The organism is Pseudomonas sp. EU05-FHT14B02 (assembly GCF_058791055.1).
In genome coordinates this window covers 48,305-72,710 of sequence record NZ_JBYTDD010000010.1, presented here as the reverse complement: position 1 = coordinate 72,710, position 24,406 = coordinate 48,305, and the positions used below count along the sequence as shown (strand labels likewise).

The 24,406-nt window shown below is 61.0% G+C and carries 18 protein-coding genes; all 18 read right to left on the bottom strand.

Features of this window, described 5'->3' with window-relative positions:
• Positions 1–3: 3 nt before the first annotated feature.
• Complete coding sequence (locus tag AC3WTM_RS11660) at positions 4–930, bottom strand: ketoacyl-ACP synthase III (protein WP_056721553.1); 927 nt, start codon at positions 928–930, stop codon at positions 4–6.
• A gap of 226 nt (positions 931–1,156) precedes the next feature.
• Positions 1,157–2,209, bottom strand: a complete 1,053-nt coding sequence (pseI, locus tag AC3WTM_RS11655; RefSeq protein ID WP_102669743.1) for a pseudaminic acid synthase — start codon at positions 2,207–2,209, stop codon at positions 1,157–1,159.
• Complete coding sequence (pseG, locus tag AC3WTM_RS11650; RefSeq protein ID WP_102669744.1) at positions 2,202–3,707, bottom strand: UDP-2,4-diacetamido-2,4,6-trideoxy-beta-L-altropyranose hydrolase; 1,506 nt, start codon at positions 3,705–3,707, stop codon at positions 2,202–2,204. The genes pseI and pseG overlap by 8 nt, the downstream gene beginning before the upstream one ends.
• Positions 3,704–4,411: a pseudaminic acid cytidylyltransferase gene (pseF, locus tag AC3WTM_RS11645; RefSeq protein WP_102669793.1), complete on the bottom strand. Its 708-nt coding sequence runs from the start codon at positions 4,409–4,411 to the stop codon at positions 3,704–3,706. The genes pseG and pseF overlap by 4 nt, the downstream gene beginning before the upstream one ends.
• Entirely contained in the window at positions 4,408–5,028 is a 621-nt protein-coding gene (locus tag AC3WTM_RS11640) for a pseudaminic acid biosynthesis-associated methylase (RefSeq protein WP_102669745.1), read from the bottom strand. The genes pseF and AC3WTM_RS11640 overlap by 4 nt, the downstream gene beginning before the upstream one ends.
• Positions 5,028–6,218, bottom strand: a complete 1,191-nt coding sequence (gene pseC, locus AC3WTM_RS11635) for a UDP-4-amino-4,6-dideoxy-N-acetyl-beta-L-altrosamine transaminase (RefSeq protein WP_102669746.1) — start codon at positions 6,216–6,218, stop codon at positions 5,028–5,030. Before pseC ends, AC3WTM_RS11640 begins: the two co-directional genes overlap by 1 nt.
• A 125-nt stretch (positions 6,219–6,343) precedes the next feature.
• A complete protein-coding gene (locus tag AC3WTM_RS11630; RefSeq protein WP_102669747.1) occupies positions 6,344–9,268 on the bottom strand; it encodes a TIGR00180 family glycosyltransferase in 2,925 nt (974 codons plus the stop codon).
• 51 nt (positions 9,269–9,319) lie between these two features.
• Complete coding sequence (locus AC3WTM_RS11625; protein ID WP_102669748.1) at positions 9,320–10,048, bottom strand: cephalosporin hydroxylase family protein; 729 nt, start codon at positions 10,046–10,048, stop codon at positions 9,320–9,322.
• Between the two features lie 29 nt (positions 10,049–10,077).
• Entirely contained in the window at positions 10,078–10,743 is a 666-nt protein-coding gene (locus AC3WTM_RS11620) for an acetyltransferase (protein WP_090453805.1), read from the bottom strand.
• The gene (locus AC3WTM_RS11615; RefSeq protein ID WP_102669749.1) at positions 10,740–11,861 is read right to left on the bottom strand and encodes a DegT/DnrJ/EryC1/StrS family aminotransferase; all 1,122 of its coding nucleotides are present in this window, start codon (positions 11,859–11,861) and stop codon (positions 10,740–10,742) included. Before AC3WTM_RS11615 ends, AC3WTM_RS11620 begins: the two co-directional genes overlap by 4 nt.
• Positions 11,858–13,084 (bottom strand): class I SAM-dependent methyltransferase, encoded by a 1,227-nt coding sequence (locus AC3WTM_RS11610; RefSeq protein ID WP_102669750.1) that lies wholly within the window; start codon positions 13,082–13,084, stop codon positions 11,858–11,860. Before AC3WTM_RS11610 ends, AC3WTM_RS11615 begins: the two co-directional genes overlap by 4 nt.
• The gene (locus AC3WTM_RS11605; protein WP_102669751.1) at positions 13,081–13,641 is read right to left on the bottom strand and encodes a dTDP-4-dehydrorhamnose 3,5-epimerase family protein; all 561 of its coding nucleotides are present in this window, start codon (positions 13,639–13,641) and stop codon (positions 13,081–13,083) included. Before AC3WTM_RS11605 ends, AC3WTM_RS11610 begins: the two co-directional genes overlap by 4 nt.
• Positions 13,638–14,720, bottom strand: a complete 1,083-nt coding sequence (rfbG, locus tag AC3WTM_RS11600; protein WP_102669752.1) for a CDP-glucose 4,6-dehydratase — start codon at positions 14,718–14,720, stop codon at positions 13,638–13,640. The genes AC3WTM_RS11605 and rfbG overlap by 4 nt, the downstream gene beginning before the upstream one ends.
• The gene (rfbF, locus tag AC3WTM_RS11595) at positions 14,702–15,475 is read right to left on the bottom strand and encodes a glucose-1-phosphate cytidylyltransferase (RefSeq protein WP_102669753.1); all 774 of its coding nucleotides are present in this window, start codon (positions 15,473–15,475) and stop codon (positions 14,702–14,704) included. Before rfbF ends, rfbG begins: the two co-directional genes overlap by 19 nt.
• Positions 15,476–15,754: 279 nt before the next feature.
• On the bottom strand, positions 15,755–19,348 hold the full coding sequence (locus tag AC3WTM_RS11590; RefSeq protein WP_102669754.1) for a glycosyltransferase: 3,594 nt from the start codon (positions 19,346–19,348) through the stop codon (positions 15,755–15,757).
• 116 nt (positions 19,349–19,464) lie between these two features.
• Complete coding sequence (locus AC3WTM_RS11585; RefSeq protein WP_102669755.1) at positions 19,465–21,036, bottom strand: flagellar hook-associated protein 3; 1,572 nt, start codon at positions 21,034–21,036, stop codon at positions 19,465–19,467.
• A 13-nt stretch (positions 21,037–21,049) separates the two neighbouring features.
• Complete coding sequence (flgK, locus tag AC3WTM_RS11580; protein ID WP_102669756.1) at positions 21,050–23,095, bottom strand: flagellar hook-associated protein FlgK; 2,046 nt, start codon at positions 23,093–23,095, stop codon at positions 21,050–21,052.
• 23 nt (positions 23,096–23,118) lie between these two features.
• Positions 23,119–24,405 carry a flagellar assembly peptidoglycan hydrolase FlgJ gene (gene flgJ / locus AC3WTM_RS11575; protein WP_102669757.1) on the bottom strand — a complete coding sequence of 429 codons (1,287 nt, stop codon included), beginning with the start codon at positions 24,403–24,405 and terminating at the stop codon, positions 23,119–23,121.
• Position 24,406 lies beyond the last annotated feature (1 nt).

Genomic DNA, 24,406 nt, shown 5'->3' with positions numbered 1-24,406 from the left:
CACTCAAGGACGATAGATGATCGCCGAACCCCATGACAGCCCCACTCCGAAACCGCTGAGCGCAACGCGCTTCCATTCGGAATCGAGGATATGCTTTTCCAGCAGCAATGGAATGCTCGACGACACCGTGTTACCGGTCTCGACCATGTCCTTGATGAACTTCTGCGGGCACTCTTCGAAGCGCCGCGCAACTGCGTCGACAATCGCCGCGCTGCCTTGGTGAATGCAGAACGCATCGATGTCGTCAGCGCTCAATTGCGATTCGCCCAACAACTCATGCAAATGCGCCGGCACCTTGAGCAGTGCGAAATTGAACACCTGGCGACCGTTCATGAAGAACACGCCATCGGTGACTTTCAAATGTGGAGCGCCGGAACCATCGGTGCCGAACTTGGCCTTGCCCAGTGCCCAGGTCGGGTTCTCACCCATCCAGGTAGCCGTGGCCGCATCGCCGAACAGCATGGTGGTGTTGCGGTCTTCCGGGTCGACGATCTTCGAATACGGGTCGGCAGTGATCAGCAGGCCGTTCTTCAGGCCAGCAGCCTCCATGAAGCCCTTGATCGCATAAATGCCGTAGACGTAACCGGAACAGCCCAGGGAAATATCGAACGCGGCGACGTTGGTCGGCAGGCCGAGTTTGTCCTGCACGATGGCCGCGGTATGCGGCAGGCCTTCTTCGTCACCGTTCTGGGTGACGACGATCAACGCATCGATGGACTCGCGTTTCAAATCGGGGTTGCTGGCAAACAGCGCATTGGCCGCTTCAACGCACAGATCGGAAGTTTCCTGATCAACGCCCTTGCGCGGCAGGAAAGCCGAACCGATCTTGCCCAGGATGAATTCTTCATCCTTCTCGAATTTTGCACCTTGTGCGTAATTGTCCACGCCGGCTACAGGAACGTAGCTCGCAATGCTCTTTATGCCAATCATTACGGCTTCCCAATAATAAACAGCCCAATACCACCACTCGCAGGAATCGAGGGGCGCCGACAAACCAGGATTTGCGTCGCCCAAAGGCGACGACCGGGAAGCGTAGAGGGCCATCACTGAACCCGATAAAGGGTCAGGCGCCATCTTCCCGGTCAATACAATACAGTGAAGATGCCCGTTCTGACTCGCAGGTCACGCTATTTTGCCGAATCAGCTCGGCAACGGGTCATTCGACCAACGACCAGTCAAGCGCTGTTCCACGCTTGATGGCCTGACGGGCACGGCGTCCCAGGAGACTTTGCGCGTGTTTGGGCGCCAGCCCGAGCCCCGGACGGATGGCTCTCAGATTTGTCCCGTCGAAGGGCTCGCCGGCCGCCATATCCCGGGTTACATACAACGATCTACGGTACACCAGGGATTGGCGCTCAGCCTCGGTGACACCGTAATGCACCTGCCCCATGGCTTGCCAGGCGCGCTCGGTTTCAATCACCAGGCTGGCCAGCTCGGAAGGCTCCAGCGAGAAACTGGCGTCGACGCCACCGGCCGCACGGTCGAGGGTGAAATGCTTTTCCACCACTGTTGCCCCCAATGCCACCGCCGCCACAGACACACCGACCCCCATGGAGTGATCGGACAGCCCCACCTGGCATTCGAACAACTCGCGCAGATGAGGAATCGTCCTCAGGTTGCTGTTCGCGGGTGATGCCGGATAGGTGCTGGTGCATTTGAGCAGCACCAGATCCTTGCACCCGGCCTCGCGGGCGGCGCGCACGGTTTCATCGAGCTCTGCGATGCTGGCCATGCCGGTGGAAATGATCAGCGGCTTGCCCGTCGCGGCCACCCGGCGTATCAGCGGCAGGTCGGTGTTTTCGAAACTGGCGATCTTGTAGGCCGGCACGTCGAGGCTTTCGAGGAAGTCTACGGCGCTCTCATCGAATGGCGTGGAGAACGCCAGCAACCCCAGCGCCCTGGCGCGAGCGAAAATCGGCGCGTGCCATTCCCAGGGCGTGTATGCCTTCTCGTACAGCGCGTACAACGAACTACCGGCCCACAGGCTGTTGGGGTCCTTGATGAAAAACTCACCCTCGGTCAGGTCCAGGGTCATGGTGTCGGCAGTGTAGGTCTGCAGTTTCAACGCATGGGCACCGGCCTTTGCCGCAGCCTCGACGATTTGCAGTGCCACGTCCAGGGACTGGTTATGGTTGCCGCTCATCTCGGCAATGATCAATGGCGGCGCATCGGCACCGATCAGGCGCTCGCCAATCTTGAAGCTAGTCATCTGCGTGATCCTTCAATACGCGCGTGAACGCGCAGGCACTCTGGGTAAAACCGGCTTCGCGAAAGACGTTCAGCGACGGCTGGTTAGCGGGCAATACCTGGGCGGTGAGCGACTCAAGTTCTGGCCAGCGGGCCTTCACAAAGGCTTCTCCACGGTCCAGCAGCGCCCTGCCCCAACCCAGGCCGAACCGGCCTTCGAATAGATAAATCGACACCTCGGCGGTAAAACCACGCACGTCATAACGCAGTACACCGACCGGACCGTCATCGGCCTCGGCTATCAGCAGCTGCCGCCGAGGATTGTTCAGGCTCGCCGTCAGCCAGTTTTGATGCGCGGGCCACTCGATCACGCCGGTCTCCAGCGACCAGTGGCGCACGGCCTCGGTGTTGCGCCCGTCGAACAACAACTGCGCATCACCCAGGGTCGCCGGACGCACCCTCAACACCGCGCCGGCCAGCGCAGCCGCCACTCGCTGCGCCCCCCGGCCATCGACCAGTTGTCGCGACTGCCGCGCCAGGCTCTGGCGCAGACCCTGGTTACCCGCGACAAAGCCGATGGCCAGGCGCAATTGCTCGACACTGACCTGCTCGCGCCTCCCCATGAACACATGGGCGCCTGCGGCCGCCATGACCTCGCCGTTGACCTGCTGGTTGTTCGATACGGCAATGCAAATCGTCGGCAGCCCCATGGCCGCCCGTTCCCAACTGGTGCCGCCACCCGCCCCGACAAACAGGTCGGCCTCGGTCATCAATCGATAAAAGTCACTGACAAAACTGTGCAGGCGCCAATGCGGGCGGCTCACCGCCAACGCCTGCATCTGCGCCCAGGCCGGATTATCTGCTCCGGCGACAAAATCGACCTCCAGCTCGGCAAAGTCTGCCAGCGCCAGCATCGCATGGTGGGTCTGCATTGCCGCGTCGAAACCGCCGAAATTTACCAGCACACGCCGGGCCTGAGGCTTGATGTCGATGGCCGGGCAACGGAACTCGTCGCGCAGCATGGCGAACCTTGGGCCGAACAAGGTCCGGCAGCCTGGCGCCAGCAGCGACGTATAAGCCTCTGGCGTTCCCGAGAGGTTCTGGTTCAGCAGCAAGTCGGCGCTGTAGGTTCGGGTGGCGAGGTCATCGACCACGGCGATCCGTGGCGCAAAGCGCCGGGCGGCCGTCTGCCAGTGATGATCGAGACCGTAGTGGTCGACAATGATCCAGTCAAACGCCGGCTGATGCTCCAGCAGCGGCTCGAGCGCGGCGATGTCCGTCTGCCATGGCAGCATGGACTCGATGGCTTGCTGCGGGTCTTCATCGCTGTAGCGCTCGGGCAGCGCGAAGGCTTCGAAACCTTCGGCCCGCAGTGCCTCCAGTCGATGCCCCGGTAACAGGCGACAGGCGAACGCCACATGACTGCCCTGCCTGCGCAATACCCGGGCAAGGCACAGGCAGCGTGCGATGTGGCCGCTGCCGATGGTTGGCGAGGCGTCAGAGCGAATCAGCACTCTCATTGCAGCTCCCCACCGGCCTTCAGCGCGGCATACAGGTATTCGGCGCGCTTCCAGTCCTGCAGTGTGTCGATGTCCTGCACCAAATGACGCGGCAGGATGACCGGCAGGCTGTACGGTGAATACAGCACCTCGCCACGCAGCCAGGCATCGCTGCGGCCCCAGTAGAATTGTCCGGCGTCCTGATAGGCGATCGACAGATCCTGTGAACGGGTATCACGATACTGCGGATACAGCGCCGTTAATGCCCCCTGATCATCAAGGGTCAGGGCTCGCTGGACCGGGAATCCGAAGTCGCACACCGAGAAGGCGAATGACTTGTCGGGGTGCTGCTCCAGCAGGCTAAGCCCCTGGACAAGAAATCGCGATTGCAACAAAGGCGCGGTCGCGTAGATACAACAGGCGCGATCAAACTCGTCCCCTTGTTCGCGCAAGGCTTGCAGGGCATGGGCGATCACCGCCGCGGTGCCCGTGAAGTCGTCGGCCAGTGCCGCCGGGCGCATGAAGGGCACCTGGGCGCCGCAGTCCCGCGCCAGTCCGGCAATTTCCTCATCGTCGGTGCTGACCACCACTCGGGAAAACAACCCGGATTCCAAAGCGACCTTAATCGATCGGGCAATCATCGGCACACCAGCAAACGGCTTGAGGTTCTTGCGGGGTATTCGTTTGCTGCCACCGCGGGCCGGAATAATGGCGACGTTGTTCAACGGCATTTTTCCAGGACAAACCAGGTGATGTCATCCACCGGGAATTGCCGATCGCGGTGGTAACCAAAACCGTAATCAACCAGTTGCAGATCGTCATAGCGATCGAGCATTTCACCGGCAAAATCGCGTTTGAACAACTTGCCGCTGTTGCCGCGATACGGGACCTCGACCGGCGCCGGGTTGTAGTACTCGGCGATCAGTATGTAGCGCTTGCTCAGCTCATACAGTTGCGCGTACGCGGCCGGCAGTAACTCCGGCGCCAGGTGAATCAGCACGCCTTTGCTCAGGGTCAGGTCGAAGGTACGTTCCCGTGGGAAGTCGAACAGCGAACCCTGCCAGATGTGTGCAATCCCCAACGCCCGGGCCGCGGCACAAGCGCTGGCATTGATTTCCACGCCAAACAATTCGCAGCGCGGCAACAGCTGGTGCAGTGCCTGCAGGTTGTTGCCGGCATTGGTGCCCAGTTCTACCAGGCTGCCGATGTGCCCGACCCGTTTCAGTGCCTTGGCGAACAACGCCAGGTTGGCCGCCACCAGCGGCTGCCCGACATTGCGCTCAACGTACTGGTTGCCGAATTCACCCTGCCAGAAGGTTTCCTGCACGGTCAGTTCACGCATCACACATTTCCCACCCGCCGCAATGGCTGGATTATTTCGATCAGCTGCCGCATCTGCTCCACCACGTAGTCCTGTTGTTCATCACTGAGCAATGGATACAACGGCAGGCTGATGGCTTCGGCGTAGTAACGTTCCGCCTGCGGAAAATCACCTTCGGCGAACCCCAGATCACGATAGTAAGGCTGCAAATGCACGGGAATGTAGTGCAGGTTCACACCGACCCCGGCCTCTCGCAAACTCTCGAACACCTCACGATGAGTGAGACCGATCTGATCGAGTTGCAGCCGCACCACATACAGATGCCATGACGACTCGGCCTCGGGTTGTGCACCAGGCAAGGTCAGCGGCAAATACGCCAGCAAGCGGTCATAACGAGCCGCCAGTTCACGCCGGCGCTCGATAAACTCATCCAGTTTGTTCAACTGCGACAAACCAAGGGCCGCTTGCAGGTCGGTAATGCGGTAATTGAAACCCAACTCCACCTGTTCGTAGTACCAAGGGCCGTGGCTGGGTCCGGTCATCTGCTGCGGATCCCGGGTCATGCCGTGGCTACGCAAGCGTTGCAGACGCTCGGCCAGTTCCGGACTGTTGGTCATCACCATGCCACCTTCGGCGCTGGTGATGATCTTCACCGGATGAAAACTGAACACGGTCATCGCGGCAAATTCGCCACAACCCACCGGCCGCCCGGCGTAGGACGCACCAGCGGCATGGGCCGCGTCTTCGATCACAGTAACGCCATATCGCCTGGCCAGTGCGTCAATCCTGCGCATGTCGCAGCTCTGCCCGGAGAACGCCACCGCCACCAGCACTTTCGGCAACCGGCCTTCACGCTCGGCCCGCTCCAGCTTGACGGCCAGCGCAGCGGCATCGAGATTCCAGGTCAGCGGGTCGATATCGACAAAATCCACCTCGGCACCGCAGTAGCGACCACAGTTGGCCGAGGCGAGAAAGGTGTTCGGTGTCGTCCATAGCCAATCGCCCGGGCCGAGCCCTGCCGCCAGGCAAGCGATGTGCAGGGCCGCCGTGGCATTGCACACCGCCACGGCAAAACCTGCCTCGCAGCGTTCGGCCATCGCTCGCTCAAAGCGCTCGATGGTCGGCCCCTGGGTCAGCCAGTCAGACTGCAATACACCGACCACGGCATCGATGTCCGCCTGATCAAGGCTTTGCCTAGCGTAAGGAATCATGCTGGCAACCAGACACGCACCAGCGCGTCCCGAATGATCCGACACCCGAACGAACCGGTCCCGCCTGCGATGAAAATCGATTTTCCGTTGAACATGCCTTGAATCCTTATACCTGTTCGCCAGGCCTAGCCGAGCATCTGCGCCCAGTTCACCGAAGCACTTTCGCCCAGGGCAAAGCCTTTGCCGCTCAAGGCCAGATTGGCGTTATAGGCCTGGTCCTGAGCAAAGGCCGGGGCCCACTTTTCTCGCAATGCATCGAGGGCTTGCGGCGCTTGTGGTACTTCCCCCGAATGAATCACCTGTACCAGCGGCGTCCACACGGTGAGGTAACCGGCCTGACCAGCCCGCAGGCACAGGTCAACGTCGCTCAAACCGTCGGCGAAGGTCACGCTGTCCAGACCGTCCAGCTCGTCGAACAACGCTTTACGCACCATCAGGCACACCATCGACACTGCTGAGTAGTTCTGCTCCAGCGCCAACCGGTGCAAGTAACCTTCGGCGTCGTGTTTTTCACCAACAAAGGCTGAGCCCACACCACCGTTCATGCCGAGAATCAGACCGGCCTGAGTGACCTTGCCGTCACGGTCGATCAACTTGGGACCGACCACGCCGACTTCCGGACGCTGGGCGTGATTGAGCAGCGACTCAAGCCAGTTCGGGTTGACCACTTCACTGTCGGCGGCCAACAGTATCAGGTACTCGCCCTGCGCCTGCTGGCTGGCCGCGTTGTACAACGCCGCATCGCTCATACGCTGATCGTTGCGCAGGATGCTGACTTTCGGATGCTGATAAGTACCGAGCCAGTCATTGACCTCGGCCGACTGATGCTGGTTGATCGCAACCAACACTTCGTACTGGATGTAGCGGGTTCGTAGCAAGACCGCTTGCAGGCACTGCTGCAGGGCCGAAAGATTGTCCCCGGCCGCCACGATGATCGACACCAGCGGGCGTTCGGTGTGGCGGTAATCGATCTGCCAGGTGCCAGGTACCGTCGAAGTAATCTTGGCCTTGTAGCCCCGATTGCCCAGGTGGCGCAACAACGCCAGGCGCTCATCGGCGTTTTCTTCCAGCACCGGCGCCCGGGCAATCACCAGCGGCTCATCCAGGTGGGCCAGCCCGTTGAGGCCCCCCTGCTCGATGATGCGCAGCAACAGGTCGAACTCAAGAGCCTTGCTGAAATCAGGCTGGTAGCCACCGACTTCAAGGAACACTTCCCGACGGATCAGCCAGTGACGCGCCATCAAGGCCGGCAGGCTTTGCAGCAGATCAAGATTGAAGCCAGGACGGAATACGTCCACCAGTGCGCCTTCGCTGGTGCGCTGGATTTCGTCGGTGGCGACAGCTCGGCAATCCGTGGCAGACAACAGTTCCAGGCTGGCGCGCAATAGCCCGCCGGCAGTGAACTCGTCACCGGCTTCGGCCAGCATCAACCAGTCGCAAGGCGACTGACGAGCACCCTGGTTCAGCTTGTCGACGTAGTTGCTTTGGGTAACCCGGACAAAGTGCAGAGTGTTCTGCGCCGTGGTCGCGGCCGGTGCTTCGCCGGTGGTGAAGACCACAATCCTGAACGCCTTGCTGTGACCTTCGAGAAGGCTGTCGAGAGAGACTTGCAGTTTGTCGATATCGTTATCCAGGTCGAGCAGGAAAATCCCGAACTGAGGACCACCGTCGTTGGCCGCAAGGTGTCGGGCGATCGACTCAGCCTCTTGTTCATCAGGCTGGCGGGGGGAGAGCCATTTGAGCAGTCGACCGGAGAGCATCTTGTCGAACGTCGCACGATTACCCTCAACCGACACCGCCTCCAGACGTGCAGCCCAATCGCCCAGGGTCTGCGCTTCTTCGTCTTCACCCAGCAGTTCCAGCTGGGCCACCAGACGCTTGACCACCGCGCGGTTGAAGATGTTGCTGTCGTGGGCTTGCCACAAACGGTCGACCACACTTTCCGGCGTGTCATTGTTGCGCGCCAGCATCAGGCTCTGCTGACGGGTCCAGATACCCTCAAGGCCTGCCAACTGAACGCGACCGGCCGGCATGGCGTGCAACAGAAACTCGAACTGCGTCAACTGATCGAAAAACGCCTGGTTGTAGAACGGCATTTCGACGTATTGCTTGGGGCCGAAACGGCGCACAGGGCCGTTCTCGACGCTTGTCCAGGCGGACTCGATAATCAGCTCGGTGGTCAGTGCGCGACCGGTGCGCAAGCTATCGGCCAAGGCCTCAAAGCTTTGCAGCGCGAACTGCCGGCCTTGCTCAGGGTCCTCGCTTTGAACTTGAGTCGGCAAGCCGAAGAGGAAAGCAGCAAAGGCTTCACGCTCGGCGACCGTCCTGGCATCCGTATGAGCCAGCGTGTGGAAGATTTCAGTGTTGTGATCCGAGTAACCGTAGTTCATTTCACGCACGACATACGGGATCGGCAGAATCCGCGCCTTGCCCCGCGCCAGCATGTAATAGGTGTGACCGATTTCCTGCCATTGGAAGGACGTATCCTGAGGCATCACCTGATACCAGTCACGTACCAGGTCGGTGCGCTGTACGGCATAGAAAGGCGGCAGGTACTGGTGCATGTAATCGAGCACACGCTCCTCGGCGAGCTCGGACGAATAGTCTTCGCAGACCTTCTTGTCCCGCCGGAAGTAGCTGACGCTGTTGGGTTGCGACAGGTACATCATGCTGTAGCCGTGACACAGGGCGTAGTCGGGATTGACCGCCATGAATGCCACGGCAGCGCGCAGGGCATCGTGCACATGGAAATCATCGTCGGCGGCGAACACCATGAACGCAGTGGTCACTTGTTCCACGCCAAAGGCCAGCTTGGCACGGACTCCCCAGTAGCCAAACTGCGGAACATGCTGGTAATCCACATTTTCAAACTGCCCGGCCAGGCTTGGCTGACCTTCAGTCGAAGAATCCAGCACCAGAATCCTGCAAGGCAAGCCGCTGTAGAAACGTGCGGCCCGGCGCAAAAATGCCGGCCGCTCGTGAGACATCAGCACCACGGTCAACTGTTCGTTGAGTGCCAACCCGTGTTCAGAATTGTTCTTGCCTTGCATACATTTCCCCACAACGGCGAATCGCCGAAAAACCCAACGATGTCTTGTCGATTACCGCACGCGACGCAGATAGCCATCCGGCGCGACGGTGATCAGCAGCTTGCTGTGAATGGCCTGATCGATTTCAAAACCGCCGTTTTCTTCCAGGTAAGCCCATACCGCGGTCTTCGGGTTATCGCCCTTGCCCCACGGACGGTCCGGGAACGCGTCTTCGGGCATGTCTTCAACCACGGTATCCATCACCACGCAGTAGCTGCCTACCGAGGTCATCGGCGCATAGGCCCGCAACTCTTCCAGGACGTGCTCGTGGGTATGGTTGGAGTCCAGCACCACCAGCACTTTCTTGCCTTCGACGCGCTGACGGACCTGCTCGACGATTGCCGGATCAATGCTCGAACCCTGGATCATCTGGATCCGCTTGCTCATCGGGTGCGCTTCGATTGCCTCACGGTTGTGCTGGCGGATATCGATGTCGACGCCCAGCACTTCGCCATGGCCGATCAGTTCGAGCATCGAGGCGTAAAACACCAGCGAGCCGCCGTGGGCAATACCGGTCTCGACAATGATGTCCGGCCGCAGCGCCCAGATGATCTCCTGCATGGCGACCATGTCCTGGGGAAACTGAATGATCGGGCGGCCCATCCAGCTGAAGTTGTAGGTGTATTTATGCTTGGCGGTCGTGCCAACCCAGTCCAGCGACGTGGCTTGCAATGCTTTGTCCTGTTGCAGGCCTTCGATGTTGTCTTTTACTTCTTCACGAAACTGCTCATGAGGATTCATTACAGACTCTCCGGAAATTGGTGCGGTGGTTAGTTGAAAACCCGACCGTCTTGAAAGGAAGCAGGATTGGTCTTGATGGTCCTGGCGGGACTGCCCACCACAACCGCATAGTCTGGAACGTCTTTGGTCACTACGGCGCCTGCACCGATGGTGACCCAACGACCGATGCGCAATCGCGGCAGGATCGTGGCGTTGGTGCCGATGAAGGTGCCGTCGCCGATCTCGACACAACCGGCAATGCAGACACCCGGCGCCATGAATACCGAATGGCCGATCTGTCCCTCATGCCCGACAACACTTCCGGCACTGATGCTGGTGTTATCGCCGAGGCTGACTTGCGCCTGCATGATCACGCCCTCTTGCAGATAGGTGCCGACGCCCATGGTGATCATCGTCAGATCGATGCCCGGGTGGATGAAGTTGCCCAGGGTGCCGCCGGCCTCGACGATTTCGCAGGTGGTCCGGTAACGCAGCGCCGTGGTGCCAGTGATCAGATTGACAAAGCGTGTATCGGGGCCTTTCAGCTCGGCCACCTTGTCGGTACCCCCCACCACCGGCACGCCATAAAACAGCGTGCCTTGCTTCGCCGGATCGTTATCGAGAAAGGCGAACTGCACGTCCGGCTGGCTGCGTTGCAGGGTGAGGATCATCCGTACCGCTTCAGGATTGGCCGCCCCCAGCAGGTAAACCTTCATAGCTGCGTCCTTTTGAGTACCAGCGCGCGCAGCACCTCGATGACCCGTTGCTGATCGTCATCAGTCATGTCGTGATAACTCGGCAGATTGATCGCGCGCTCCGGCAGCGCATGCGCCACGGGCGAGTCAGCCGTCAGTTCGCTGAACATCGGCAAGGACGACAGCGGCCAGAAGAACACCCGCGCATCGATATCGGCGGCCTGGAAGGCTGCAATCAACATGTCCCGCGTGATCCCCAGCTCGCGGTCAAAGACGACGGTGGGCATCCAGTAACCGTTGCGTGCGTATTCGGGCTCAGGGTTCATGGACAGGCCCGGCAGCAGGGCCAGCGCCTGGGCATAGTTGGCGAAGATCGCGCGCTTGCGTTCGATCAGCTCGTCGATCCGTTCAACCTGCGCGCAACCGACGGCCGCTTGCAGGTTGCTCATTTTGTATTTGAAGCCCAGGAAATCCGGCCAGAACTGTTTGCTGCTGCCCGCTACCCGGCCATGGTTGGACAGGGTCAATACCCGGTCATACAGGGCCTTGTCCGACGTCACGAAGATCCCGCCTTCGCCGGTGGTCATGGTCTTGGTGCCGTGAAAGGAAAACGCACCGAACGCGCCCAGTGAACCCGCCGCCTGACCGCGCCACTGCGAGCCGATCGCCTCGGCGGCGTCTTCGATGACCGGCAGGCCAAACTCGCGACCGATGGCCAGCAGCGCATCCATGTCGCAGAGATTGCCGTAGAGGTGCACCGCCAGAATCGCCTTGGTCCGAGAGGTAATTGCCCGGCGAACCTGCTGTGGGTCAAGGCACCAACTGTCGGCCAGCACGTCGACGAACACCGGTGTCGCACCCAGATAGGTGATGGGCGCAGCCGAGGCGATCCAGTTGGTATCGGCGAGGATCACCTCATCGCCGGCACCGATGCCCAGCGCCGCCATACCCATGTGCAGCGCGCCGGTGCAACTGGACGTTGCAATCGCGTAGGTCGCACCCACGTGCTCGGCAAAGGACTTTTCGAAGCGTGTCAGGTACTCGTAGCAGCGCTCTCCCCAACCATGACGGACGGCATCGAGTACGTAGTCTGCTTCCAGCTCACCGACACTGGGTTTGGTGTAATGAATTCGGCTCATCGAATGATCAACTCGGGAATGGCAATGACAAAACGACCGTCCCATGCACGAATGCCGGCAAAGGCCTGGGTGATCTCATCCAGCAGGTTCCAAGGCAGCACCAGCACGTAGTCCGGTTTTTCGATGTCGATCTGTGCCGGCGACACGATCGGAATGCGGCTACCGGGCAGGAACTTGCCTTGCTTGTGCGGGTTGGCATCGGCCACCCAGGCCAACAGGTCCGGCTTGACCCCGGCGTAGTTGAGCAGGGTGTTTCCCTTGGCGGCGGCGCCGTAGCCGACCACGCGCTTGCCATCGGCCTTGGCCTGCAACAGGAAGCGCAGAAGGTCGTGCTTGATGCGCTCGGCGGCGGGCGCCAGGGTCGTGTAGTACTCAGGGGTTTTTACCCCGGCGGCGAGTTCAGCCTGCAGCTGTTGCCGAACCGTCGGTTGCACTTCGCGACGCTCGCCGTCCAGCCGCTGGACGAAGACTCGCAGCGAGCCGCCATGGGTCGGGAGCTGACTGACGTCGAACACTTGCAGGCCATTGCGCTCGCACAAGGTCTGCACAGCGGTCAGCGACAGGTAGGAATAATGCTCGTGGTACAGCGTGTCGAACTGCTGGCCGGCCATCAGGGTCAGCAACTGCGGGAATTCGAAAGTCGCCACACCCGCCGGCTTGAGCAAGGTCGCAAAGCCGCCGAGGAAATCGTTGATATCCGGGACGTGGGCCAACACGTTGTTGGCTGCAATAAGGTCGGCGCCCCAGCCTTCGCTTTTCAATTGCGCGGCGGTGTCGCGACCGAAAAACAGCTCACGAATCTCCAAGCCTTTTTCCCGCGCCGCTTGCGCGGTGCTGCAGGTCGGCTCGACGCCCAGGCAAGGGATGCCGCGCCCGGCCACGTACTGCAACAGGTAACCGTCGTTGGCCGCGACTTCCACCACACGGCTGTCGGCGCTCAGGCCGAAGCGTTCGACCATCTCGGCCACATAACGCTCGGCATGGGCCAGCCAGGTGCTGGAGAACGAACTGAAATAGGCGTACTCGGCATCGAACAGGCTGTCGGCGCTGGTGTAATCCTCGGTTTGCACCAGCCAGCACTGCTGGCACACGGCAACCTTCAACGGCACCCATTGTTCGGCCTGCTCCAACTGGTCGGCACGCACGTAAGCGTTGGACGGCGGCGAGGTGCCCAGGTCAATCAGCGGCAGGGTCAGCGCAGCGGCGCAACCACGGCAGTTCATAGACGCACTCCGGCAAAGTGTTCATCGAGCGCCGGATGGCTCGCATCGCGCACCGACAGATTATTGACAGGCAACGGCCAGGCAATCGCCAGCCGTGGATCGAGCACCGACAACCCGCCTTCATGTTCCGGCGTGTAGTCGTTGCTGTGCAGGTAAAGCAGCTCGGCATCGGCACTCAGGGTCTGAAAGCCATGGGCGAACCCGGCAGGAATCAACAGGCTGCGGCCATCGCCGGCACGCAGGTGCTCGGCGTGCCAGTGCAGGAAAGTCTCGGAGTCGGGACGCAGATCCACCGCGACATCCCAGACTTCACCGCGCAGGCAGGTGATCAACTTGGCTTCCGGTGCACGGGCATTCTGGTAATGCAGGCCACGCACGCTGCCGCGTTCACGGGTGCAGGAGTGATTGATCTGGCGAATATGAAATGCCTGGCCAAACGCACCGAGGCTGCCTTCGCAAAACAACCGGGAAAAGTGCCCGCGCTCGTCCTCGAAACGTTTGTGCTGCACGCTGAACAATCCGTTCAGCGGCAACGCCTTCAGCAGAAATTCACTCACAGCGTGCCTCGGTACAGGTTCAATTGCGCCAGGCTGACGGCGCGCATGTCATCGCCGTTCTGCCACGCCAAATGCCAATCCAGGGTCTGGGTCAGGCACTGCTGCAACGACCAGCGCGGTTGCCAGGCCAGCAATTGACGGGCACGGCTGCTGTCCAGGCGCAACAGGCCGGCCTCATGCATATCGCTCGGTTCGATGCGTAGCCCGCGTGCTTGCGGCCAGCGGCTGGCGAGCAGTTCGACCACTTCACCGACGCTGCGCATGTCCGCTTCACCGGGGCCGAAATTCCACGCCCCGGCGAATTGCGGCCCCTGCTCAAACAGGCCGGCCGCCAGTTGCAGATAGCCGGCCAGCGGTTCCAGCGCGTGCTGCCATGGGCGCACCGCCTGGGGATAACGCAAGGTCACAGGCTCATCCGCCGACCACGCCCGCAGCACGTCGGGAATCAGCCGCTCCGGGGCGAAATCGCCACCGCCAAGCACATTGCCGGCGCGGGCCGTGGCCAACGCCAGACCATGCTCGCCATGCTTTTGCGGCGCAAAGAACGAGGCGGCATAGGATTGCGCCAGCAATTCGCAGCACGCCTTGCTGCTGCTGTAGGGATCATGACCGCCCAACGCTTCGTTTTCGCGGTACGGCCACAGCCATTCCTGATTGGCGTAGACCTTGTCGGTGGTCACCAGCACGCAGGCGCGCACGCCGCCCACCTGACGGATCGCCTCGAGCAGGTTGAGCGTGCCCATGACGTTACTGGAGTACGTGCCCAACGGGTCGCGATAACCTTCGCGCACCAGCGGCTGAGCCGCCAGGTGCAGAACGATCTGCGGCTGGGTTTCGGCAATCAGTTCCAGCAAGGCCCCCAGATCACGCAGGTCGCCGCGCTGATCATTGATGCCTTCGTGAACCCGGGCCAGTTCGAACAGGCTCGGCTCGGTGGACGGGTCGAGGGAAAACCCGCTGACCTCGGCACCCAGGCTTTGCAGCCACAATGTCAGCCAACTGCCCTTGAACCCGGTGTGGCCGGTGACCAGCACGCGCTTGCCACGCCAGAATTGCGGGCTCAATCCCATTGCTTCCATGGGGCCTCCCCGCTCTGCCACAGCGCTTCGAGGTGATTCTTGTCGCGCAGGGTATCCATCGGTTGCCAGAAACCGTCGTGCTGGAACGCCATGAGTTCGCCGCGCTCGGCCAGGCCGTCCAGTGGGCCGGACTCCCACGAAGTTTCATCGCCGTCGATCAACGGCAGCACTTTGGGCGACAGGACAAAGAACCCGCCATTGATCCAGCCACCGTCACCGCGAGGTTTTTCAGTGAACCCCAAGACCTTGTCGCCATCGCGATTGAGCGCACCGTAGCGACCTGGTGGTTGTACCGCGGTGACGGTCGCCAGCTTTCCGTGCTTGAGATGGAAATCCACCAACGCACCGATATTGAGGTCCGACACGCCGTCGCCATAGGTAAAACAGAAGGCCTTTTCGTCTTCGAGGTAGCGTCGGGCGCGGCGCAAACGGCCGCCGGTCATGGTCTCTTCGCCGGTGTCGATCAGCGTGACGCGCCATGGCTCGCTGTAGTTCTGGTGAACATCCATGCGGTTGTTACACATGTCGAACGTGACGTCGGAGGTGTGCAGGAAGTAGTTGGCGAAGAAGTCCTTGATCGCATAACCCTTGTAGCCAAGACAGATCACGAAATCGTGGATTCCGTGAGCGGAGTACTGCTTCATGATGTGCCAGAGAATTGGCTTGCCGCCGACCTCGATCATCGGCTTGGGCTTGAGGTGCGACTCCTCGCTGATCCGCGTACCCAGGCCACCCGCCAAAATAACTGCCTTCATCCCCTTCCCTCTTGTTCGTCACAGGGCTCAGCCAAGCTGTATCAAGCTTTTGCGGGGCCATCTGGGTTAAACCTGCCGCCGTTCAGGACACGTCCGGACTCCCCGGAAGTGCTCGTTTTATGGCGATATAAGGGGGACTTGCAGGAAACGCGCCAGCTCTTTCAATCCGCTATCGGGCAATGCCTGGCGGGCATCTTCGACACTGATTGCAAAACCTGATGGAAAAAAAAGGCAGGCGACTCAACGTCGCCTGCCTGAACCGGATGGATGCGCGAACGGTCAGTCCGCCAGCCAGCCATTTTCCCAGTAGCGCAAATTGTCGCCGCGCAGCACGTAGTCACGCAGCACGATCTCGCGCAACTCATCGCCCATGCGATAGCTGGCGTCCGGATCGGCCAGGTGCATGCGGATCGCCTGCAGCCATTCATCCGTGGAGTTGGTCTTGATCCGGGTGCACGGCAAGTAGCCGCGATAGGCTTCGGTGTCGGTGCAGATCACCGGGTAACCGCACGCGCCATACTCCAGCAGCCGCAGGTTGCTCTTGCAGTCGTTGAAGATGTGGAACTCCAACGGCGCCAATGCCAGATCCAGGTTCAGGCTGGCCAGCTTGGCCGGGTACACATCCAGCCCGATCACCCCATGAAACTCATGCATGTAGGGGCGCAAATCGTCCGGGCACATGCCGAAGAAGACCCAGTCGACTTCATTGGCCAACTCGCGGACCACATCGGCGATGACCGCCAGGTCACCGTGGTGGCTGGTGCCGCCACCCCAGCCGACCCGAGGCTTTTTCGAAGTGCGGCGCTGACTGCGCAGATCGGTCCACAAGTGCGACGCCAACATGTTGGGTACCACACGGATGTCGTGATGCATGTCCGACAGCGCGTTACCCAGCGGTTCGGTGGAGACCACCACGCGATCGCACATGCCGATGGCGCGCCGGACCAGCGACTCCATTTCATCCTTGCCCGGCATATTGCGAATATGCGCATTACGGTGCGGGACGTTGATCACAAAGTCATCCAGCTCATAGATACGTCGCGCGCTGGAATATTTTTGCAGGCTCGGGATTTCGTTGATCGGACCTTCGGAATAGCGCCCCTGCAAGATAATCACGTCAGGCGAATGACGCTCGACTTCGATGATGGTCGGCAGGTTGTAATGAATGCGCCCATGCGCCCTGCCAGCGGCCTCCAGTTCGATCAGCGGTTGCGTGACCCGATAATGGCCAATGGCGGATGCGTTGACCGGCAACGCGAGAATCTTCGGCAATTGCGCTTTGGAAAACGGACTCCAACCGGATCGTAAGCCGGGCTCGAGACTGAAGCTTGCCCCGCCCAACCCCTGCAACGCCAGGTTGGTGTTGTAGGCCGGATCACGGGCCACGATCGGCAGCCAGCGCTTATAGAAAACCTCCTGCTCCTGTTCACTTCGAGCCTGGTCACCCTCTTGTGCAACCACCGCCGGTTGCGCGCCCAAGGCCAGTTGCGCATGGGGCGTCCACACCACCAGATAACCTTCCTGGCCGATCCGCAGGCACAGGTCCACCTCGTTGAGGGAGTGCGCCAGGCCCTGCTCGTCCAGGCCGCCGACCGCATCGAAGACCGCCTTGCGCACCATCAGACAGTCGCCGCCGACGGCACTGAAATTGTGGGCGACCTGCAAGCGGTACATGTAGCCTGCCGCGTGCAGCATCTCGCCATGGAACGGCACGCCGGCGGGCCCTTGCAGCCCGAGAATCAGGCCGGCATGCAGCACGCGGCCATCGGGGTTGAACAGCTTGGCCCCCACCACGCCGACTTCCGGACGTTGCGCATGATTGAGCAGTTCACTCAGCCATTGCGCCTGGGTGATCACCGTGTAGGGGTTGAGCATCAGGACATACGCGCCAGCGGCCTGCTGCACGGCGAAGTTGCGCACCGCCGCTGCATTGCCCTGCAACTCGTAGCGCAATACCCGGACCCGGTCGCTGCCCAGTTGCGCCATGCCGGCGAACCAGTCAAGCGCCTCGGCGCTCTCGCTGCCATTGTCCACCAACAGCAACTCGTATTCACCGTACGCGGTTTTCTCCAGCAGGCTCTCGACACAGCGTTGCAACGCCAGGGTCTGGTCCTTGCTGACGATAATGATCGACACCAGCGGCCGATCTTCATGGTGATAGTCGACCCGATTGAGTAGTGCCGAGCTGCCCTGGCGAATGCCGTGGGCGACACCCAGGCGCTGCAAGTGCGCCTCGAGTAACCGCGGATTGGTGTCCACCACTTGCGGCAGCGACAGCCATTTGGTCAGGTCGAACGCCGACTCCAGCAGAACCTCCGAAACGTGTCCGACCACCTGTGTACCGCCGCTCTCGACCATTCGCCACAACACATCGTGTGGCGCCAGTTCGCCGTACACCGAATCGAAACCGCCCAGCGCCAGGAACTGCTCGCGCTCGAATGCCAGCGCTCGCCCCACGTAGGGATAACTGCGCATCAGGTCCAGGTTGAAGTCCGGCTTGAAGGCAGGCTCGGCCGACTCCCCCTGATCCAACCCACCTTCGTCGCTGTACAGACAGGTAAGCGCGCGCGACAGCGCAATGCGTTCCGCCATGACCAGCAAGGCCGGCGCCACCAGCCGATCACCGGCACGCAGCAGATAGAACCAGCCAGTGCCTTCCAGTTGCGGTAACAAGGCGTTGATCTGCTGCTGCCAGTCGTCCTGCAACGGCAAACGGAACACACGCTCGTCCAGCACGGCTTCTGTGCACGATGCCGACAGCACCAGCGTCAGTTCAGGGGCGTAATCCTGATCCGCCAGCGATTGCAGGGTAAGCTCCAACGCCGAACGGCTGCCGTGCTCATCGATGATGATCGGAACGATTTTTGGCTTTGTTGGCCACGCCTCCAACGTGTCCGCCAGCAGCTCGCGCTGACCGTCGGTGAGACGGCGGCACGCCAGCCACTGGGCATACAGTTGCGCGAAACTGACACTGGCGATGCCGACATGCCAGTCCTGGGTGGTCTGCTTGGTGCCCAGAGTCCGACTCAGCGGCAACTCCTCCCAAACCCGCGGCGACTCGTCCACCCGGGTCAATGGCAGATAGCGCACCCAGCCCTGGGCCGGCGCTGATTCGCCACTACGTGCCTTGAGCATCTGCGACAGCCACTGCCGCTCGATTTCGGCAGCGTCCTTCATCGACTGTTGGCCGCTCAATCGTTCGGGGTACAGGCGTTCGACGCCGAGCACGTGATTGGACACCGCCAGGTTGCCGCGCCGCATCAGGCAGACATACAAGGCGAAGTCGAGGGTCGCGACGAAGCAATGGCCTGGCTGAGTCAATGCCGGGAACAATTCGAGCACGTCAGCCCGACGGAACATCGCGTTGCTGAAACCACCGAGGATGTTGACCGGGAAGTTTTCGAAGATCGCCAGCAGGTCCTCCCCCTTGAACACCCCGCCCACCGGGGACAGCGGGGTATTTTCCAGGCGCGAAGGCAGAGGCATGTCGTCGGCATCCCAAAGCAGTCGCTGGGCGACGACCAGGTTGACGTCGGCACAATCGATGAGCATCTGGGCCTGACGCTCGATGCAGGCCGAGAACAACTGGTCGTCATCACAAAGAAATTTGATGTACTCGCCCCGCGCCTGCTCCAGGCAAGCCTGCAGGTTACCCACCAGCCCCAGGGTTCGCGGGTTACGCACATAACGTACGCTAGCCCCCTCCTCAACCAGCGAAGCCACGATGCCTTCGATTTCCTGGCCGCGACTGTCATCGCAAACGATGATCTCCAGATTGCCGTAGCTCTGGCTCAAAGCCGTGTGCAAGGCACGACCGAAAAAGCGCGGATTGAAGGCGGGAATGACCAGGCTGACAAGCGGGAGTGAATTCACGGCGGGCTCACAGGCGGCGCGAGCCCGCCCTGAAAAGCGAGCCCTTTGTTACCGCAAAAAAAGACGATAAATACTGAAGGGACAATGCCATCGGGCGCCTGCGCGCCCGACCACCGTCAGATCTTGTTGAACAGGCCCAGCTGGGAAATCTTGCTGAACGCCAGTTGCGCAGCTTGCAACATGGTTTGCTGCAAGGTCAGGCGAGTCATGACTTCGGCCGGGTCCGAATCGCGAATTGACTTCTGGCTCGCGCTGTTCGCAAGGGTCAGGCTCTCGTTGGTCGCGGTCTGGTTATCCAGCGCCTGACCACGGGCACCGATCGTAGTGATGGCCGAGCCGATCTGGTTGGCCGCACTGTCGATGTTGCCCATTCCCGACTCCATGGCCCCCAGAAACTTCTGCTTGGCCACTGCATCGCCGTCGATTGGCGTGTTTAGCGCAGTGATCATCTGGCCCAGGGTGTCGAGCACGTTCTGGGTCTGATGGTTGTTGTTCTGGATCACAAACTGGTCGCCGGACGCTGGAGTGCCTCCACCCAGGGCAAAGGTCACGCCCGCCGCGGTGGCGTTGCCGCCCGAAACCGTGCCCGACGAGACCGGCTTGCTGTCAGCGGTGATCGGGGCTGCATACAGGTCGAAATTGGTGGCACTGGTGAACTTGAGGATCGCCCCGCCCGCCGGGAAGGCGTTGGTGTAAGCCGTCGGGTCGGTCACGCTGGAACCGGTGATGACCGCGGTCGACGGGTTACCGGCGCTGCGTGAGGTGTTGAAGGTATCCGACGTGGAAGACAGATTGAAACTGTGGCCGGCGATCACCGCATCCGGGTTGGTATCACCGGATTTGAGGTTGATGTTCAGCTTCAGGTCGACGCCACGGAAACTGACCGTCTGGTTGGCACCGTTGGCATTGCTGATCAGACCGTTCTGGCTGGCTTCGGCGGTCACGTCGTTGCCCAGCGAGTCGGTGATCTTCAACTGGGTGCTGCTGAGGAAACTGACGGTGTAGGGCTGACCACCTGTGAACTTCGCGTTGTAGGTGGAGCTGGTGCCAACCGTACCGTTGGACAGCACCACACGACCGTCATCCACCACCGGAGCAGTCATGGTGGTCTGGGTGCGACTGGTATTGATGGTCTGCTGGAACGCATCCCAGCCAGTGGTGTTGATCCCGACTGTCATGCCATCGCCAATGCCAAGGTCGATGGTGGTCTGGTCACCGTTGTAGCTGTAGGTGCCATCGGCGTTCTGCGAGTAAGGCGCAGTGTCGGTTTTCGAACCGGAGAAGAGGTAGTTGCCGCTCGCGTCCTTGGAGTTCATCAGGCCCAGCACTTGTTGCTGGATCTGACCCAGTTCCGACGCATAAGCCTTGCGGTCCGCGTCGGTGGCAATGCCGTTGCTGGCAGCGAGGGCCAGTTCCTTGACGCGCTGCAGAGCAGTACCGATGGAGTTGAGCGTGGTTTCCTGCAGGCTCAACGCATTCTTGGTGCTGCCGATGTTGGTGCCGTACTGATCAAGCATCGCGCTCTGCTGACCCAGTTGCAGCAAACGACCGGCGCCGATCGGGTCATCGGCGGCGGTATTGATGCGGATCAGGCTGCTGGCTTCGTTGCTGGTCGCGATGGCCTTGTTGAAGTTGCGCTGATAGTTGGCAGCGGTGATTTCGTAATACTGGGCGGTGGAAATGCGCATGAATTACGACTCCTTAAAGGCTGTTGATCAGCGTGGTGAAAATTTCCTGCGCAGCCTTGATGATCTGCGAAGACGCGGTGTAGTACTGCTGGTACTTGACCAGGTTGCCGGTTTCCTCATCCAGGTCGACCCCGGAGTTCGAATCCCGCGCCCCCTTGGCATTGGCCAGGATTGCCGTAGTGGCGTCGCTGTCGGACTTGCCTTGGGCAGCCTTGGCGCCGACGTTGGTCACCAGCTTGTTGTAGGCATCGGTCAGGCTGATGCCCTTGCTCGCCGTGCCGGTGTCTACGGTCTGTTTGGTTTGCAAACCCACCAGCGCTTGAGCATTGCGGTTGTCCGAAGACGCCGCGCCGGTCAGGTTGATGGTGAAGCTTTCGCCGCTGGCGGGTGTGGCGCCGACCGTGGTCTGCACAGTGAAGGTCTTCTGCACGGCGGGCGTGACGCTGTTGTCCATCACCGGCGCACCGCTGGCATCGACCATGCCCACTTTCAGGTTCAGGGTGTTGCTCTGGCCGGGAACAATGGTGCCGGTGCCGATCGAGTTGCCCTTGGCATCGACCAGGTTGTAGGTCTGACTACCGCCGCTGGCCGCCCCGAACACCAGTTTGACCGGCGTCGAGTTCTTGAGCGCGGTCTGCATTTCTGCCTGGGCCGCCGGGTTGTAGATATCTATGGTGCTGGTCAGCGTCGGCTGGGTGTAGGTGCCGGTGTTGTTGGCGCTGGTCACACCGGTCAAGGGTGCGGCCGCGGCGATTTTTTTCGGGTCGGTGAGCACGGTCTGGATACCAGCCGCCGCGCCACGGGTCGGTGTCACCTTGAACGAGTCGCCAGCGCTCAACGCACCGCCGTTGAGGTTCAGGCTGAAGCCGTCGATCACCGGAGCCGGCGTCGTCGTGGTGCTGAACGAGCCCATGTCAGTGCCGTCCGAGCGCTTGACGGTGTAGTTGGTCGCGCTGGTGAACGTCACCTGATAGTCACTGGCGGTCAGCTTGCCGGTGTCCTTGATGGTGACATCCAGGTTGCCGGAGCCGGTACTGTTGCCCGCTGCCGCAATGCTGCGCTGACTGATCAGGGCGGCACTGTTGATGTTGTTGAAGATCGCCGCGCCGAAGTCACCGTTCTTGTCGATGCCTTGCGCCTGCTGGCTGTTGATCTGGTCGGCCACCACCAGCGCCACGCGCCCCAGCTCATTGAGCGAAGGGTCAAGCACTTCCTTGCGGTAAGTCAGCAGACCACCGATTTCACCACCACTGATCACCGAGGTCACGTCGATGGTGCTGGAGCCACGGTTCAGCTGCAGCGCCATGCGCGACGGATCGCTCTGGCTCGGCACGGTTTGCAGTGAATTGGTGGTGTTGCCGACCACCAGGGGCTGGCCGCTGCCGATGTAGATGTCGTAGCTGCTGCCACGCTCGACCACTTGGGTACCGACCAGCTCGGACAGTTGCCGCACGGCTTCGTTGCGTGAGTCCAGCAGGTCGTTTGGCTGATTGGTGCCGGTGGAGAGCTCGGAAATCTTCTGGTTGAGCGTGGCAATAGTGGTAGACAGCTTGTTCACCTGATCCGCCATGTCGCCCAGGCTGCCGTTCAGGTTGGTGTTCTGGTCGTTCAACTGCTTGGCAATCGAATTGAAGCGGGCGGACAGGGCCTGGGCACCGGTCAGCACCGACTGGCGGGACGTGTCGTCGGTGGCCGAGGTCGAAACGCCCTGCATCGAGGTGAAGAACTTTTGCAGCACGCCGGTCAGCCCGGTGTTGGTATCGGAAAGCGTGGCGTCCAGCGGAGTGGCCTGAGCGTTGTACGACGCCGCTTCACTGTTGAGCGAGGTGGCGGTACGCAGCTGCGAATCGAGGTAGGCATTGTACACGCGACGCACATCGGCCAGTGTTGTGCCGGTGCCGATGAACACATTGCCGTACTGGATCGAGCCTTTGGTGCTCTGCACAGATTGCTGGCGCGAGTACCCGGCGGTGTCGACGTTGGCAATGTTGTTGCCGGTCGTCACCAACGAGTTATGGCCAGCACTCAGCCCCGACATCCCGATATTGAGCAAACTCATGGTTCAGACCTTATACCTTGTGCCTATAAAGGCGTAGTTGAAACGCCCGCCGCAGCGTAGTTCTGGTAACTCGTCATCTGCTTGGCTATCTGCGAAATCTTGCTCGCGTAGTTCGGATCGGTTGCGTAACCGGCCTTCTGCAACTCGCGTACAAACTGTTCTGGGTTATCGGCCGACTTCACGACATCTTGATAGCGATTGTTGGTCTGCAGCAAAGTTACAAGGTCGTGGAAACTGTCCTCGTAGGAGTCGTAGGAGCGGAACTGCGCCGTCTCCTTGACCATCTGCCCGTTCCTGAATTCGCTGGTGATCGCCCGCGCCGAATTGCCCTGCCAACTATTGCCGGCCTTGATGCCGAACAGGTTGTGGCTGCTGCTGCCGTCCTGAGCACGCATGACCGACTTGCCCCAGCCGGTTTCCAGGGCCGCCTGCGCCACCAGGTAACGCGGATCGACACCAATGCGGGCCGCCGCTTCCTTGGCCATCGGCAACATGGTGTTGACGAACTGGTCGGCGGAACTGAAGGCTTTCTTCGCTGGCGCCAGCGGAATCTGCGCCATGGCGCGACCGTAGATCTGCATGCCGCCACTGGAGGTTTGCTGCGCGCTGGCCAGCCAGTCACCGTTATACAAAGGACCGGTGCCAGTGCTTGTCGCGCGCTCAGGCAACGGTGTCTTGTTGATCGTCGTGGCCGCGGCCGTCGCCGAAGGCACCAGCCCGGCCAACAGACGATCAGCCAGCTTCGGCGGCAATGCCAGGCGTCGCTGATTGATCAGCGCCATGTCGTTGCGATGACCCCCCTCACCCGCCTCTTGCGGCGCATGGACCGATCGCGAAGCCCACAACGGACGCTGGCCATTGACCCGCGACAGCGGCCCATTGACCGCAACCGTGCCCGCCGCCACCGGCGTTTGCACGGCGGCCTTGGCAGCCTCTTGCTTGGCCAGCGATGCAGCAGCCGCCTCGCCCGGCGCCAATGGCTTGTTCTTCGACATCTGGCGCATCAGCACGTCCGCCAGGCCGATACCACCGCCCTCGCGGGACATGGAAACGGCCAGTTGCTGGTCGTACATTTCCTGGTACTGCTTGGCCGCCGGCGTGTTCATCGGATTGTCCTGTCCCAGCGCTTCGGTTGCCGAGCGCATGGACTTGAGCATCTCACCGAGGAACAGCGATTCGAACTCCTGCGCCACCTTGCGCATGTTGCCGTCGCTGTTCTTGTCGCCGACCTTGAGCTGACTCAGGCGGTTGAGGTCCGAATAGGAGCCCGAATCGCTGCTGCTGACCAGACCGCTCTTGCGCATATCCACG